The 17303-nt window shown below is 38.7% G+C and carries 13 protein-coding genes; 5 read left to right on the top strand and 8 right to left on the bottom strand.

The window, feature by feature from the left end:
- Nucleotides 1–11: 11 nt before the first annotated feature.
- From rsxC to dusA, 4 genes are all read right to left on the bottom strand, one after another.
- Entirely contained in the window at nt 12–2486 is a 2475-nt protein-coding gene (rsxC, locus tag A6B43_RS05925; protein ID WP_124211190.1) for an electron transport complex subunit RsxC, read from the bottom strand.
- Nucleotides 2476–3099, bottom strand: a complete 624-nt coding sequence (gene rsxB / locus A6B43_RS05920; protein ID WP_124211191.1) for an electron transport complex subunit RsxB — start codon at nt 3097–3099, stop codon at nt 2476–2478. The genes rsxC and rsxB overlap by 11 nt, the downstream gene beginning before the upstream one ends.
- Complete coding sequence (gene rsxA / locus A6B43_RS05915; RefSeq protein WP_124211192.1) at nt 3099–3680, bottom strand: electron transport complex subunit RsxA; 582 nt, start codon at nt 3678–3680, stop codon at nt 3099–3101. The genes rsxB and rsxA overlap by 1 nt, the downstream gene beginning before the upstream one ends.
- A 76-nt stretch (nt 3681–3756) precedes the next feature.
- A complete protein-coding gene (gene dusA / locus A6B43_RS05910) occupies nt 3757–4725 on the bottom strand; it encodes a tRNA dihydrouridine(20/20a) synthase DusA (RefSeq protein ID WP_124211193.1) in 969 nt (322 codons plus the stop codon).
- Nucleotides 4726–4889: 164 nt separating this feature from the next.
- Between dusA and A6B43_RS05905 the strand changes: the two genes are divergently transcribed.
- The gene (locus A6B43_RS05905; RefSeq protein ID WP_124211194.1) at nt 4890–6866 is read left to right on the top strand and encodes a site-specific recombinase; all 1977 of its coding nucleotides are present in this window, start codon (nt 4890–4892) and stop codon (nt 6864–6866) included.
- A gap of 113 nt (nt 6867–6979) precedes the next feature.
- Here A6B43_RS05905 and A6B43_RS05900 read toward each other — a convergent pair whose 3' ends face one another.
- The 3 genes from A6B43_RS05900 to ttrB are packed head-to-tail and all read right to left on the bottom strand — an operon-like array spanning nt 6980 to nt 11827.
- A complete protein-coding gene (locus A6B43_RS05900; protein WP_124211195.1) occupies nt 6980–10072 on the bottom strand; it encodes a tetrathionate reductase subunit A in 3093 nt (1030 codons plus the stop codon).
- Nucleotides 10065–11096 (bottom strand): NrfD/PsrC family molybdoenzyme membrane anchor subunit, encoded by a 1032-nt coding sequence (gene nrfD / locus A6B43_RS05895; protein WP_124211196.1) that lies wholly within the window; start codon nt 11094–11096, stop codon nt 10065–10067. Before nrfD ends, A6B43_RS05900 begins: the two co-directional genes overlap by 8 nt.
- Nucleotides 11097–11098: 2 nt before the next feature.
- Nucleotides 11099–11827 (bottom strand): tetrathionate reductase subunit TtrB, encoded by a 729-nt coding sequence (gene ttrB, locus A6B43_RS05890; protein WP_124211197.1) that lies wholly within the window; start codon nt 11825–11827, stop codon nt 11099–11101.
- Nucleotides 11828–11976: 149 nt separating this feature from the next.
- On the opposite strand from ttrB, the gene A6B43_RS05885 reads away from it, so the two are divergent.
- Nucleotides 11977–13710, top strand: a complete 1734-nt coding sequence (locus A6B43_RS05885) for a sensor histidine kinase (RefSeq protein WP_124211198.1) — start codon at nt 11977–11979, stop codon at nt 13708–13710.
- Nucleotides 13688–14266 (top strand): response regulator, encoded by a 579-nt coding sequence (locus tag A6B43_RS05880; protein WP_124211199.1) that lies wholly within the window; start codon nt 13688–13690, stop codon nt 14264–14266. The genes A6B43_RS05885 and A6B43_RS05880 overlap by 23 nt, the downstream gene beginning before the upstream one ends.
- Here the strand turns inward: A6B43_RS05880 and A6B43_RS05875 are convergent.
- Nucleotides 14261–15166: a LysO family transporter gene (locus tag A6B43_RS05875; protein ID WP_124211200.1), complete on the bottom strand. Its 906-nt coding sequence runs from the start codon at nt 15164–15166 to the stop codon at nt 14261–14263. The two genes, A6B43_RS05880 and A6B43_RS05875, sit on opposite strands and share 6 nt — an antisense overlap.
- Before the next feature lie 117 nt (nt 15167–15283).
- Between A6B43_RS05875 and dinB the strand changes: the two genes are divergently transcribed.
- The gene (gene dinB / locus A6B43_RS05870; protein WP_124211201.1) at nt 15284–16354 is read left to right on the top strand and encodes a DNA polymerase IV; all 1071 of its coding nucleotides are present in this window, start codon (nt 15284–15286) and stop codon (nt 16352–16354) included.
- An 86-nt stretch (nt 16355–16440) separates the two neighbouring features.
- Nucleotides 16441–17295 (top strand): protease HtpX, encoded by an 855-nt coding sequence (gene htpX, locus A6B43_RS05865; protein WP_170152433.1) that lies wholly within the window; start codon nt 16441–16443, stop codon nt 17293–17295.
- Nucleotides 17296–17303: the final 8 nt, after the last annotated feature.

Raw genomic sequence — 17303 nt, 5'->3', positions numbered from 1 at the left:
ACCTCACTGTATTATTGTTTAAGTTGAGCCTCTTTTTTTGCTTTGGCTCGAGCAATAGCTGCGGCTACAGCGGCTTTGCGTGGGTCTATATCTTGTTCTGCCACTTCGTCTTTAACTACCTTAGTTGCCAAAGAGTGTTCCGAACTCATCGCTTGCACATCTTCCCTTTGGTTCTCTTGAGATGAATGCTGCTGTTGAGCTTTTCTTGCTTTGGCTCGAGCAATAGCTGCGGCTACGGCTGCTTTGCGTGGATCTGCATCTTGTTCTGCCACTTCGTCTTGAACCGTTTTATTTGCAAAAGAATGTTCCGAACTCACCGCTTGCACATCTTCCCTTTGATTTTCTTGAGATGAATGCTGCTGTTGAGCTTTTCTTGCTTTGGCTCGAGCAATAGCTGCGGCTACAGCGGCTTTGCGTGGATCTGCATCTTGTTCTGCCACTTCGTCTTGAACCGTTTTATTTGCAAAAGAATGTTCCGAACTCACCGCTTGCACATCTTCTCTCTGGTTCTCTTGAGATGAATGTTGCTGTTGCGCCTTTCTCGCTTTAGCTCGGGCAAGCGCTGCTGCTACGGCTGCTTTGCGTAGATCTGCATCTTGTTCTGCCACTTCGTCTTGAACCGTTTTATTTGCAAAAGAATGTTCCGAACTCACCGCTTGCACATCTTCCCTTTGGCTTTCTTGAGATGAATGTTGCTGTTGAGCTTTTCTTGCTTTGGCTCGGGCAAGCGCTGCTGCTACGGCTGCTTTGCGTGGGTCTGTATCTTGTTCTGCCACTTCGCCTTTAACTGCCTTAGTTGCCAAAGAATGTTCTGAACTGACCGCTTGTTCTGCTTGTTTTGCTAAACGTCTAGCTCTACGTTGTGCCATTAAATCACTATTATCTGGCTCGCCATTAGCTTTTACCACAATATTTGGCGATGGGTTAGCTTGGGTTGCCTGAGATTCTTCATTTTTCTTCGCTTTTAAACGAGCTAATGCGGCTTTTACTGGATCTTCTCCAGCACTATTTGCTACTTCTTCTCGGCGTTTTTCTGCTGCTTGTTGAATACGAGCCGTACGAGCTTCTTTTTCTTTGTTTAAACGTGCTTCACGAGCTTCAAATCGTTGTTTTGCTTCTTCAGCTTTGCGAGCTTTCTCTTCAACTTCGGCAATTTTTGCTTTTTCCTGACGGAAATATTGAATTAATGGAATATAACTCGGGCAGACATAAGCACATACCCCACATTCAATACAGGCGTCAAGATGATATTCCGTTGATTTTTCGTGATTTTCTGAACGAGCAAACCAATAAAGCTGTTGCGGTAACAGCCCAACAGGGCAAGCGTCTGAACAACTTGAACAGCGGATACAGCTTCGCTCTGGTTGCGGTGGAGCATATTCAAAATGATCGGGGGCAATAATACAGTTTGCTGTTTTCGTAATCGGTGAATGTAACGAGGGTAAAATAAAGCCCATCAATGGCCCACCAAGAAAAACGGGAAAACGCTCATCTTGTTGATAATCAACCTGTTCAAGTAAATGTAAAATGGGTGTACCAAGCCTTGCCCAAACATTCCCTTTATTACGCACTTTATCACCTGTTAGGGTAACAACTCGCTCAATAAGCGGTTCATCATCAATGATCGCTCGTTTAACGGCAAATGCTGTTCCCACATTATGCATTACAATGCCTAACTCGATGGTTCGTTTACCTTGCGGAATTTCTAAGCCTGTTAAAATTTGGACTAATTGATCGCTTGCACCAGACGGATATTTAGTTGGAATAACACGTAAACTAATATCATTAGCTCCTTTAAGAGCATTTTTAACCGCTTCAATTGCTTTTGGCTTGTTATCTTCAATCGCTAGTATTACCTCTTCTGGGCGTAACACATACCGCAAAATACGAATGCCTTCTAAAAGCTCAAAGGGATAGTCTTGCATTAAGCGATCATCACAGGTAATGTAAGGTTCACATTCTGCACCATTGATAATCAATACCTTACAACGTTTTTCTGCAAAACTAAGTTTACTAGACGTTGGAAATACTGCGCCGCCTAAACCTGCAATGCCTGCTTGGTAAATTTTTTGGATAATCTCACCGCTTGTTAGTTGTAAAAAATTCTCAACTGGCTTACGTTCTATCCATTGATCTTTGCCGTCTGTTTCGATCACAATCGTTAATTCAGCAATACCCGAAGGGTGAGAAGATACATACGGCTCAATACCAACAATTTTCCCCGATGTCGGGCTATGAACAGGTAATTGACGGAAATTATCTCCTTGGGTTAATGGTTGCCCTTTTAGGACACTCTCACCAAGTTTAACGATCACCTCGCCTGCGCTCCCAGAATGTTGTACTACTGGCACATAGAAATATTTAGGCAAATGTAATGTACGAATCGGTTTTTGATTCGATTGTTTTTTCATTTCAGGCGGGTGAATTCCACCTGGGAACTCCCATAATTTACCTTGGCGAATACGGCTTAATACATTATTTTGCATTATTATTCTCCGTAGTGCCTACCACCCATTTTTTCTTAAGTTCTGTTGTATTTAACACGGGGATAATTAAATTTTGATCAAATTGCCAATTCCATTTTTGGGCGGTTGGTTTAACGCTAATCATCTCGATACAATCCGTAGGACAAGGTGCAACACACAATTCGCAACCAGTACATAAATCAGCAATGACGGTGTGCATTGCTTTGTTTGTGCCAATAATTGCATCAACAGGACAAGCTGCAATACATTTTGTACAGCCAATGCATCTATCTTCGTGAATGAGAGCAACTTTCGTTTCTGGTGCTTGGGCATCTGTTTCTGGTACCTCAACGCCCATTAGTTCCGCAATCTGCACAATAACAGGCTGCCCACCTGGAATACATTTGGTAATTTCATCGCCATTGGCAACCGCTTCCGCATAGGGCTTACAGCCCGGATAGCCACATTGACCACATTGGCTTTGGGGCAAAATCGCATCAATTTGTTCAACAATCGGATCGGCTTCTACTTTTAATTTAATTGAAGAATAGCCTAAAATTGCACCAAAAATTAGTGCAATAAATGCAATAATGCCAATGATGATAAAAATATAAAATACGGTTTGCTCAGACATTACATTTTAACCAAGCCAGTAAAGCCCATAAATGAGAGCGACATTAGCCCTGCGGTAATTAAAGCGATCGAAGCACCTTGAAAAATAGTAGGTATATCTGCCGCCACTAAACGTTCACGCAGCGCAGAAAAAAGCACTAAGACAAGGGAAAAACCAGCTGAAGCACTAAAGCCATACAAGACAGATTCCACTAAATTGTTAGATAGATTGACATTTAATAATGCAACCCCCAACACCGCACAATTTGTTGTGATAAGAGGGAGGTAAATGCCTAGTAAACGATAAAGCGTAGGGCTTGTTTTATGCACAATCATTTCAGTTAATTGCACAATTACTGCAATCACTAAAATAAAGACTAAAGTTCTAAGAAATTGAATATTTAACGGCACTAAAATATAACTTTCCACTAAATAAGCTGATAACGAAGCAACCGTTAGAACAAATGTTGTTGCCATTCCCATTCCAATAGCTGTTTCAATTTTCTTTGATACGCCCATAAAAGGGCAGATCCCTAAAAACTTTACTAAGACGAAATTATTGATTAGGGCTGTGCTAATCACTAACAAAATATATTCAATCATATCCCACAAACCTATCGCAAAAATGTGAACTATTATCCTTTTTTTCCTCAGATTGAACAAGGGAAAAGAAAAGTAATTAACTAACAAATGCCAATGCTTGCTCAACAACCTCAATACCAGCCCCCGCTAGATGAGCGTTTTCACTTAGGTGGCGTCGCCACTGTCTTGCCCCTTTACAATGCTGAAATGCTCCTAACATTGGACGAATAAGATGATTAAGATATACCCCTTGGCTTAATTGCTGTTCAATATAAGGGAACATCTGTTCTACCGCTTGTCTAGCGGTTACTTCAGGAAGATTTTTGTCAAATAATTCACGATCAACTTGCCCCAACAAAGACGGATTTTGATAGGCTTCACGCCCAATCATTACCCCATCAACAAAACGTAAATGCTGTTTAGCTTCCTCAAGTGTTTTAATTCCACCATTGATACTGATCTTTAAATGGGGGAAATCTTTCTTAAGCTGATACACTCGTTCATAATCCAAAGGTGGAATTTCCCGATTTTCCCTAGGGCTTAACCCCGATAGCCACGCTTTACGTGCGTGTACAATAAAATCATTGCAATATGGTTGAATTTTTTCAATAAAATCGCATAAAAATTCATAGCTATCTAGATCATCAATGCCTATACGATGTTTAACCGTAACAGGAATATTTACTACTTCTCTCATTGCTTCAACACAACGAGCAACCAATTCAGCATTCCCCATTAAACACGCACCAAACATTCCATTTTGCACTCGGTCTGAGGGACACCCTACATTCAAGTTGATTTCAGCATAATGACGTTCTTCAACTAATTTAGCACATTCAGCTAACTGACGAGGATCACTTCCCCCCAACTGCAATGCAACGGGATTTTCGGCAAGATCAAAGCCCAGTAGATCGTATTTTGCATTTAAAATTGCAGGAGCCGTTATCATTTCACTATATAACAAAGCCTGTTGGGTAAATTGCCGATGAAAATAACGGCAATGACGTGTTGTCCAATCTAGCATTGGGGCAACAGAAAATCGCCCACGGTAAAAAGTTTGTTCCATTTTACTTATCCAATTACTTATCCAAAAAATGTAAGCGGTAAGATTTACAAAATCTTACCGCTTGTCGTTTATCTTTATTAAGGATCATACTATAAAATAGCCTCAAGTTGAATTTCTTCCCTTTTTGGTGGTCTGAATTCATTCATAAAATTTGGAGAGATAATTTGAAAAAAATACAATTAAAAACTAAAAATGACTTAACCCCATTTATTGAATATAAATTAGCAGAAAATGATATATTCGGTTTACTTGATGGATTATTTGATTGGCTTCGCCACGCAAATGATGATACTCGTCAACGTCTCTATGCGGTCATTACGCTACTAAAAAAGAATGAAACTCTCGGGCAACAATTAGCAGGACAACTCTGCCGTTGGCTATGTGGAATGCGGATTTATCCTCTACTGATTAGTCGTGGCATTCTTGCCCGTGAAAATTTTGGGCGTGAAATGAAAAATCGCCTTTATGAGAAAATCAATCCCTCTTTTAAAGATGTGAATGACCTACGTGATGTCTTTTTTCTACTGTTTAACCGTAAAGAAGATGCAAAATGGTTAAACCATTTACCCCTATTTTATTGGAATTCACTTTTAAACCTCTTAAGCCAATACGCCACACCTCACGAAAGGGAAACCGTACGTAACCATTTACGTTATGAAGGGCTATTTGCTATCGAAATGCTCTCAATTTGGATCGCCGCAGAAGAGATGGATCCTGAATTAATGCGACTAGAACCAACGCTACTTGAAGCGGATAGTTCATTTGTTAGCTTACAACGAGAAGTTGCCCATTGGGTAGAAGCACAACGTAAAAATGAGCATTATGATATTGCTCATTTAGAAGTAATGTTTGAACAAAGCCAAGATTTAATTGAACGTTTACAGAAAAAAGGTGGAACAGCTGGTTCTTCACTTGAAGTTGCGCACTTATTAGAAAGATTATCACAAACCTTAGTACGCCTTGCAGAATTGATGAACGTATTTTCTTCCAACCGCAGTTTATCACGCCGAATGTTACATTTAACGGGTGAACTTGCTGTCGCCTCAGCGGATCAACATAGTGTGTCAAATTTATGGAAACAAAGTGTAAAAATGCTTTCCCGTAGTATTACGCAAAATACCAGCGATCACGGCGAGCACTATATTACTCGCAATAAAAAAGAATATTTAGGTATGTTTTATTCTGCAGCTGCTGGTGGCGTATTAATTGCAATTATGGCGTTAATTAAAATTTATATTGGTAATGTCGTTGAAGGTAAAACACTAAAAAGCCTACTTGAAGCCCTAAATTATGGAATAGGTTTTGTGATTATCTTTATGCTTCATTTCACGGTTGCGACTAAACAGCCAGCAATGACTGCCGCGCGTTTTGCCGAAGCTGTTGAACGAAATCCACAAGGCAGAGCCGTAGATATGAAATTAGCACAATTATTAGTTGATGTATTACGTTCCCAAAGTATTGCTGTTGTAGGAAATGTGTTGATAGCGGTGAGTTTATCGGCAATTATTGCAATGCTATTCGCTCACTGGTTTAATGCCCCACTATTAAATAATGAACAAGTAAACTATCAACTTCATTCTCTTGATATTTCCGGAGGAACATTATGGTTTGCGGCAATCGCTGGAGTGTGGCTATTCTGTTCTGGCATTATTTCAGGCTTTTTTGATAATCGCACTAACTATCTAAATTTGCGTATGCGTCTGCAACAGCATCCGTTGCTAAAACGTCTAATGCCAATAACTATGCGTGAACGCTTTGCTAATTATATGCACGATAATTATGGCTCAATAATGGGAAATCTCTGTTTTGGTTTTTTACTCGGTTTAACAGGGCTTATTGGTTACTGGGCAGGGCTACCATTAGATATACGCCACGTTGCATTTTCATCAGCTAATTTGGGCTATGCCACAATCAGCGGTGAACTCTCTTGGGCTATATTCTTACATAATTTATGGTTTGTATTACTTATTGGGCTAGTAAATTTGATTGTCAGCTTTTCTCTAACCTTATGGGTGGCATTACGCTCTCTTAATGCTGAAATTGATAGCTGGAAGAACATTGCAAAATGTGTTGGACAAATTATTAAAGAACGTCCATTAAGTTTAATTCTTCCCCTTCAATTAGAATCAAATGAGAAGTAGCATATTAAAATGATACTTTGACATTATTTAAATTGGCTTGCTATAACGAAATAAAGGGACGAATCATATTCGTCCCTTTATTATTTCTCAGTTAATTATAATTCATTCAATTTCTACACTGATAACCTAACAAGTTTAGCTGGTAGCCCTTGTCTTACTGCTGAACCACACACCCAATCAACCCAAGGCGAAACAATTTCTTTGGTTGAATCTAGTAAGCCAAGATCATTGATATTGATCCCACGCTTAATTTGATCATTACCTTGAATTACTTTTCCATCTATCACATAGCTAGTTGCTCCGTGCTGTTTATGTCCATAGCCGTGTTCAATCGCTATTGTGCCTTGAATTACCCCTGCCATTACAATAATTTGCGTTTTAGCCTTTCCTCCAGGAGTAACCAATTCAACCATATCACCGTGTTGAAAACCGTAGGTTGCTGCATCTTGCGGATTCATTCCAACGATGCCTTCTGGCTTAATGCTATGTAAACGTAATAATGGCGCAGTAATACTACTCATTAGATTAGATTTAAAAGACATTAATTTAAACGGCCACTCTTTTATTGGATAGTGACTTTCGAGTGTGCTATTGTCTGCAAATTGCGGAACAAAATAAGCTGGCGTACCAGAATAATGCTTTCCTGATTGTGAGTGCTTTTCCTTCGCAACCGTTTCATTCCAAATTTGAAGGCATTTTTTCCAATGCGTTTTCATATTTTCACCTTGCCACGCACTATCATAAGAAGCAAAACGTCCACCTTTGCAATAGATATTCGCAACTTTAAGCACTTCCTCTTCTTTTAACACAGAGGATAATTTAGGTAATAATCGTGCAACTCCCGTCAATAACATATCTTCTTCTGTCGCATCTTCAACAGGTTGTTGGCCATCATAAGCAATATTAGCGGCTGCTTTTAAGAAGAAATCTTCACTGCGGTTTAATGCATAGCTCTTTTGTTGCTTATCTAAAATCGCATTTTCGCCAAATCCTGGTAACTCCATTGCTTTTGCAGCAGCAATAATAAAACTTTCCATACAGATAGGATCGCCTTCAGCAGTACGTGCATTTTCAGATTCTACAACCGGCCAACGAGCCGTACTAGCTTTTACTGGCACACCAGCCCAAGGGCTACTGAATCCCCAACTCTCAAAGTTATGTGTATCTGGAATAACATAATCAGCAAGTGCGGTTGTTTCATTCATAAAAGCATCAATAGAAATAAAAAGTGGCAAGATTGATGGATCACGCAATTTTTCTTCTGCAATATGATGAATACCCGTTAATCCATAAATAGGATTTCCCATATGATTTATCCAAGCTTTCAACGTATAAGGATAGCCTTGTAAAGCAGACGTGATCATTTCGGACATTTGTCCCCCTACGAAAGGATACCACGCTGCTTTTGCAGGATAAGGGGCTACTCCCTGTGCTACTTTTTGCTTAAATTCGCTGGATTTTTCATACGATTTTCGGCTACGGGCTAAATTTGTACCTTTAGGCTTCACCATATTAGGAAATGTTGCTAAATCATAACGAGGACCGCTTCCGAAATCTTTAAATTTACCGCCAGAAATACTCATACCGCCCTTTTTATTCATATTGCCGACCATTGCGTTCAATAGCAAAATGGCCCACGATGTATAAAATCCATTACTATGCATCGTTCCACCATGACTAATCACGGCCGCACGATGACCATGAGAAGTAAATTCTTTTGCAAGCTGAATAATCGTGTTGAGGGATACGCCACATTGCTTCGAATAAGTTTCAAGACTATGCTCAAAACACGATTCTTTAAATAATTGCATTGCGGATTTTACTAACACTTCACTACCATCATTTAACACCATCGTTGCACTGACAAAAATTTCTGCTTGTAAACAATCTTTAGCCGCACGCCACTCTCCTGTTTGCTTATCTTTTACAATAATATCGCCATCAGTAAGTGTTTCAGGTTCTTCAACTGCAAAAATATGGTGTGAACGCACCGCTTGCCCGTAATTCTTATGTTTCGGATCGGCAATAAAAAGATGAGTTGCATTACAGAAACTTACGCCATTTGCATTCTTCATGGCATTTTCACTCGGGATCGATAAATAATCCACATTGTAACGCTCATTTTCAATAATCCAACGTAGCATCGCTAACGCAAGCGATAAATCTGTGCCTGGAATAATCGGCACCCAGCGATTATCTTTCACCGCATTTGTTGATGTTAGTTCTAGACGAGGTGAAACAACGACGTATTCAAAATTATCCTTAGTTCGTTGTTTTGCTAATTGACGAGCTTGCCGTTTAAAAGGATTTCCTGATTGTGCTGGCGATGTTCCCATAAAAAGCAGAAACTCAACATTATCCCAATCAGGTTTCGCATGAGCATTACCCACAAGATCATTCATAAATGCCCCCGATCCTGCTCGATAAGATAATCCGCAGAATGACCCGTGGGAGGCAAAATTGATTGTCCCAAAGCTATTCTGTGCAAAGCGTTTAAGCAAAGGCTGTCGCCCTTCAGGACCAGCAAAAGTGACCATAAGCTGATTTACTTTTGCACCTAAATCAGGGTGCTGGCTATTAACTGGGGTCTCTAAATCACGAATCGCTTTTAAGCCATCAATATGTCCTTCACCAAATAAATTTCCGCCATTTACAACTTCGCTAATTAACTGCTCAAAACTGATCGTTTGCCACTTACCCTCACCTCGTTTACCTACACGTTTGAGAGGTTGTGTAATACGATAAGGGCTACGAATTCCATCTAAAAAAGCCGCTCCCCTCGCACAAGCCGTCGAACGATTTGCTAATCCATTTTCACCCGCAACGCTTATTTCAGCTTGGCGGATTGGTGTATCAAAACCTAGATGTTGATCAGAGGATAGTGGGTGATATGGATTACCGTTAATACGCAATACTTGATTTTTTTCTAAATCGACCCGCACTCGTAAACCACATAATGTCCAACAGCCCATACATTGGGTATTACAGACTATTTGCTGGCTATTTGTTAGCAGTTGCTTATTTTTGACCTGATATTCTGGAACTAATGAATTTCCGTTAATCGGATCTCTTGTTGGCTCTCCCGATGTGCCATCAATTACTCCCGTTGCAATCTCTTTAATTTTAGGTGCATAGCCTGCAGCAAATGCTGTTGCCGTTCCTACGGCTAAACTGCCTTTGAGTAAATTGCGTCTTTGCTTATTCATTATATCCCCCTAATCTACCGCCAAAAAACTGCCAACATAGTATTCCAATAAAAACACACAAACTAAACATAGATAACATTCCAATCGCTTCATCAAGTTTCCACGTCAGCGTATGGAAATGTACTAAAGCATTATATTTTGGTAACCCTTGCACCATAATAAGTAATATCCAACGGAATAACCAAGTAAATACTAATGCCACCAATACGCTTACAATGTTAATTAAGAAGCGGTTTGGTAAGAAAAATAAAACAATTAATGCTATCCAACATCCCAGTAATCCTTTAGGTAATATGCTTAACTGCCACAGCTGGGTTAATTGTGCTCCTGCCTGATCATTCGAAAAATAAAGCCATAAAATGGTAGCCACAAATCCAAATAGATTACATAATCCAATAAGCGTTAATGATTTCAACTTAAAAGAACGATCCACTAATTGAATAGCACATTGACAAATTAATAATGCCGTTGGTAACGCACTGCATAGAATTAACAGAATTAATCCATAGTGATGCCACAAAGGGCGAGCCGCTACCATAAAGACTTCCATAGCAGTGTAAAGCAAAATTAATACTGAAAATAAGAAAGAGAGAAATCTAAATACCGTTGTCCATCTTGCTAAATTAAAATCTCCCCAATATAGTACCTTTAACCAAGGTGCAATATGTTGAACAGGAATTGTTTGACGTAATAAGCTGAGGAAATATCCTACAACAGAAACCGTAAATAACGGTAAAAACACAGCTCCCCACGCCATCCAAGACCACGGTGTAGGATGCAGATAAAAATTTGCAATGCGGCTAGGCTGATGTAAATCAGCCATTAGTGCGACTGGCGCAACAATTGCACAAACTAATGCGATCATTATCGCAATAAATTCATGTTGATTATTTTTACTGTTATAACGAATCCATAACCCGGCAAATACAGCTGAAAAAGCTAAGCCAATAAAGAAAAAATAGCTGACTGCCCAAGGTAGCCACGCAATTGATTGTTGTTCTACTAAAATTTCACGAATCACCATTTTTATTCCTCACCTTGCCATAACATAGGTTGTCCTTGCACCTGATCAACAAAAGCATCCTCTAACCCCAAGTAGAACACATGTGGAATGGTTCCTTCATTTGGCTTAAGTACTTTTAAATCACTTTTAAATTCTGCAACCATTTTGCTGATCGTACTATTCTCATCTCGTAGATCACCAATAATTCTTGCCCCTCCCACACAGCTCTCAACGCAAGCAGGCAATAAGCCTGCTTCTAATCGATGGGTGCAAAATGTACATTTATCTGCGGTTTTTGTCTCTTCATTGATAAAACGAGCATCATAAGGACAAGCCTGAACACAATAAGCACAGCCAATACAACGCTGATTATCAATGACCACAATGCCATCTTTACGCTGATACGTTGCTTGTACTGGGCAAACAGGCACACAAGGAGGGTTATCACAATGATTACAAAGTCTTGGTAAAAGTACATTATTAACAACTTTCTCTTCATTCGTAATTTCATATTGACGCACTGTCGTACGAAATTCACCAATTGGCGTATTATTTTCAACAGAGCAACTTACCGTACAAGCTTGACACCCAATACATTTCCGCAAGTCAATTAACATTCCATAGCGGTGTGAATCATCGCCATTTCGTCTTTCTGGCTGAAAATCACTTTTTGCTTCGCTAAAGGGAATAACTGCTTGCCCAACCGCTAAAGCAGATAAGTTCTTTAAAAAACCACGCTTGCTCATCTCCATATTTTAGACTCCTTAAACAAATCATCTTTATCTCGTTGAGTTATCACTCTTTTTAACGTATTGTTAAATAAGTACTGATATTCAGCTATTGTGGTTTTCCACATAAAATACGAAGGGATTTGATATTTATCAAGAAAGGAAATCAAAAGGTGAAGAAATACAAGCGGTTCATTACAACGTTTATTTTACTTCTAGGGCTAATGCCTAGCTTAGGGCTTGCGCAACAATGGAAAATTGGAATTCTGGCTCAACGAGGAAGCATTCATACTCATCTTCGCTGGCAACCTTGGATAAATTGGCTTAACCAACATTTTTCGCCCAATCACCAATTTGTACTCGTTACCTTAGGGCTTGATGATTTAGAAAAAAGCCAAGCACAAGGGATCGATTTTATACTAGCTAACCAAGCACAATTTCTCTATCTCAATAAAACTGATGTACGTTGGCTTGCCAGCCTAAAATCATTAAGTTTATATACAAACGCATCTTTAAATCAGATTGGTAGCGCAATATTTGTCCGCCAAGACAGTCCATATTACCAGCTCACCGATTTAAAATATCAAACCGTCAGCGCAGTTAGCCCAAAAGCCTTAGGGGGATTTCTCTTAGGCTATAATGAATTTTATAAACAGGATATTTCAGAGTCCGAAATTAAATTATCATTCACAGGTTTTCCTGTTGAAGCACCACTTTTATTGTTACACGAAAACAAAACCAATGCTGCAATCGTCCCTAGCTGTATTCTAGAAGAATTAGTGCAAGAGAAAATTCTTAATATAAAAGATTTTCGCTTACTTTCACCAAAGCCAAATAATGCAGGTTGCCAAACTAGCACTCAATTAGTACCCAACTGGTCATTAGCCGCATTGCCACAAGTGCCTGCTGATATTGCTTCCCAACTCATTACCTTGCTTCTCAGCAATACACCTGACCACTTACCCCAATGGACTGCACCTTATTCCACAAGCCAAACGGATGCACTTTTATATCAACTTCACAAACATCCAATGCAAGATTTTTGGCAAAACATTAAATTTTGGTTTCAACAATACCAACACTGGATCATCGGTATTACACTTTTATTAAGTGGAAATTTTTTATGGATCAATTTACAAATACACCGTAAAAGCAAGGCGTTACATCAAGCACATCAAGCAATACGGAAATATGAACAACAACTCATACAAGCTGATAGATTAAGCCTACTCGGTGAAATGAATATGGGCATTGCGCACGAAATGAACCAACCGCTTACTGCCATTCAAATGTATGCTGAAGGGATCAAATACCAACTACAGCAAACTGATACTGATGCTGTTACAAAAAACCTTAATAAAATTTTAGGGCAAGTGGAAAGATGCGCCAATATCATTCATAATTTAATGGCTTGGGGAAAGAATAAAAGTAATGAAAAACTTGAAGAAGTTCAGCTTAAAGCACTATTAGAACGCAGTATTCAATTTATTTCGTTATCTCATTCGCCTTTGCATCGTATCGTGTTAATTTGCCCCGAGAATATCACCTTACATATTCCACCAACATTATTAGAGCAGGTAATTTGTAATTGCTTATTAAATGCTATACAAGCAGAGTCATCAGAAATATACATTGAAGTAATACAGAATACCGCACACTTGAACATCACGATAAACGATAATGGAATAGGCTTTAGCGAAAACGACCTAACTTTTCCATTTGTCCCGTTTCGTACAAGTAAGCCTGACGGATTAGGGTTAGGGCTCGTTTTATGCCAACGTCTTATCCGCTCTCTTAATGGCGAAATTCGTTTAACTAATCGTGAAAATCAGCAAGGCGCACGAATTATTTTAACCTTACCTTATTCTCGAGAAAAATATAAAAATGAATATACACCTTGTCGATGATGATTTAACCGTATTAGATGCCTGTTCTTTTATGCTAGAACAGTGGGGATATACTGTTACAAGTTGGTCAAATAGCCAAACATTTATTGAAAACGCCCCCCTTTACGAAGAAGGTATCGTCTTATTAGATATGAAAATGCCTATTCTTGACGGCAAACAGATCCACCAATTTCTTCGCCAACAAAATAGTACATTGGCAGTTATCATATTAACAGGGCACGCTGACGTACCAATGGCAGTACAAGAATTAAAACAAGGTGCTGTTGATTTCTTACAAAAGCCCGTTCAATTTGCTCATCTACAAGCGGCTCTTTCTTTAGCACAATCTACCACTCAAGATAACTACAAGCGCTATCAAATTCATTGTTGTTACACACAGTTGAGTAACAAAGAATTAGATATTCTAGACTTATTGCTACAAGGATATATTAATCGTCAAATTGCAGAAAGATTAAATATTTCAATACGAACCGTTGAAGTACATCGTGCCCACATTATGGAAAAAATGAATGCCCAAACAATAGCTGAACTCATTTATAAGGCATATCAGCTATAAACTAATAAAAATGCTCAATAAAAACGGGACAGCGAGGTTTACAATAAATCCAAAGCTAATCGCAAAAGGAACAATTTCAGTGCCACCTGATTTTTGAATGATCGGCAATGTACAATCAAGGGACGTTGCACCGCCTAGGCTCACTGCGGTAGCAGGGAACTTTCGCATAAAAAAAGGAATAGAGAACAAACAAAAAATTTCTCGGATAAGATCATTAAAAAACGCAATACTGCCATACATTGCTCCCCAAGCGTCATTAAGTAATACGCTTGAAAGAGAGTACCAGCCAAAACCACAAGCTAAGGCCAAAGCTCTGTTCAGGGGTAAATCAAGCAGGTAAGAGGCAATAACACCACCTACTAATCCACTTAGAATAAAAAGCAATGCAACACTAATCCCCCGTTTATTAAGAAAAACAGCTTTTATTGGAATGCCACTGTGTCGCAGTTGAATACCTACACAGAAAATCATAATTACTAAAATATAAGTACTTGTATGTAAAGGGAAAAGTAATATATTTTTTAAATAATAGCCTAGAATTCCACCAACTAAGACGGCTAGACAAAGGCTAGATACATCTAACAATAGTCGCCAACGAGACGACAAATTACCCTCGACTTGCTTTATCTCTTTTCTTGGATAATATTTATCAACAAAAAGGATAAAAATGATATTACATAGGTGCAGAATTAAGCTCATTCCCAGTGCAATAGCCCAAATCTCAGCTAATTTTTCAGTTAAATTATCTAACTGCCCTAAAGAAATTCCCATTGTTAAAAGAATAAGATACAAACAATAAGTAATAATCCTATTATTCCAATTCAATATATTCTGATTTCTAATACGCATAAGATACCCTAGGAATAAAGGGACAAATGCAATCATCAATCCATAAACCATAATTTTTCCTAATCTAACCGCTTACCTTCATAATACAATAAACACTGCAAACAACTGTTTTTATAAACAGTTTATTGATATAATAACAAGCGGTTAGATTACGGTAATATAATGTAAATGGCAACTCAACAAAAAATTATTCATATTGATATGGATTGTTTCTATGCAGCGGTAGAAATTCGTAATAACCCAGCCTTAGCTGGTAAACCCGTTGCTGTCGGAGGAAAAGCCAATCAACGTGGCGTATTAACTACCTGCAACTATGAAGCCCGTAAATTTGGTTTACACAGTGCTATGCCAACTGCACAGGCATTGAAATATTGCCCTCATTTGATTTTACTCCCCGTTAATATGCCCTTGTATAAGCAAGTGTCAGAACAAATTCATCAAATTTTTCGCCAATATACTCAAATTATTGAACCATTGTCTTTAGATGAAGCCTATTTAGATGTAAGCGATTGCCAGCAATTTGCTGGCTCTGCTACTTGGATTGCTCAAGAAATACGAAAACAAATTTGGGAGGAATTACACCTTACCGCTTCAGCAGGCGTTGCTCCACTCAAATTTTTAGCCAAAATTGCCTCTGATCAAAATAAACCCAATGAGCAATTTGTTATTTCTCCTGAGGAAGTACCCGCTTTCATTAAAAACCTACCCCTTAAAAAAATTCCTGGTGTTGGGGCGGTAACTAATGAAAAACTCAAACAGCTTGGATTTCAAACGTGCTTAGATATTCAACAATCTGAACCCCATTTCATCTTTCAACAATTCGGTAAACTAGGACAAAATTTATGGGATTTCGCTCACGGTATTGATAAAAGGACGGTAAATGTTGATCGCCCTCGCAAATCTTTAGCTGTTGAAAATACACTACTTACTGATATTGATACACTTTTAGAAGCTCAACCAATTATTGAAGAACTTTTTCAAAAACTCATATTCCGTATCCAACGAAATTGGGCTGATAGTTCATTAGAAGAATTTAAAAAATTGGGAATTAAACTAAAATTTGATGATTTTAGCCAAACCACCTTAGAAAGAACAACAAATGGATTGAATATAAATAGCTTTTTTACTTTGCTGGAACAAATCTGGCAGAGAAAAAATGGGCGTAAAGTCCGACTTATTGGGCTAAATGTGCAATTTCCTGAAAAAAAAGTAACAAAGCAGTTAAATTTATGGAAATAGTTAAGGTCTAATCATTGAATTTCGCTAAATCATCGCCATTTTTAGCTAAATTAATACTTTATTACAACTACTTTGGAGAATAACTGATTATGATGCGAATTGCCCTCTTCCTTGCCACAAACTTTGCGGTAATGATTGTACTCGGCATTATTTTAAATGTAACAGGCATTGCAGGTCATAGCACAGGAGGCATTTTAATTATGTCCCTGTTATTTGGTTTTGCAGGCTCGCTTATTTCACTCTTTTTATCAAAAACAATGGCACTACGTTCTGTCGGAGCTGAAGTCATTACTACCCCTCGCAATAATGCAGAACGTTGGTTAGTTGAAACTGTACAACGCCAAGCACAGCAAGCGGGTATTCCAATGCCTGAAGTCGCAATTTATCATTCTGCTGATATCAATGCGTTTGCCACAGGAGCAACAAAAAATAGTTCACTCGTTGCAGTTAGTTCTGGGCTATTAAATGCAATGACACAAGATGAGGCAGAAGCTGTTATTGCTCACGAAATTTCCCATATTGCTAATGGCGATATGGTAACAATGACATTATTACAAGGCGTATTGAATACTTTTGTGATTTTTCTCTCTCGTATTATTGCCTCTGCCGTATCCAATACTCGTGGCAATAATAATGAAGAACATCAAAGTTCAGGGCTATACTTTCTTGTATCAATGGTGCTTGAAATGATATTTGGTGTTCTTGCTAGCATTATTGCTATGTGGTTTTCTCGCCAACGAGAATTCCGCGCTGATGCAGGATCTGCAAATCTTGTCGGTAAAGAAAAAATGATTGCCGCATTAAAACGCTTACAACACGTTCACGCCCCAGAAGAAATGCAAGGTTCGCTCAATGCGTTTATGATCAACGGCCCTCGCAAAGAGCTATTTATGAGCCACCCGCCACTTGAAAAACGTATTGAGGCATTACGTAATTTATAATATAAAAA

It is taken from the genome of Vespertiliibacter pulmonis (genome assembly GCF_013377275.1).
Taxonomy (GTDB): Bacteria; Pseudomonadota; Gammaproteobacteria; order Enterobacterales; family Pasteurellaceae; genus Vespertiliibacter; species Vespertiliibacter pulmonis.
Note: the sequence above shows the minus strand (reverse complement) of the source record. Positions and strands in the feature narration are given on the sequence as shown.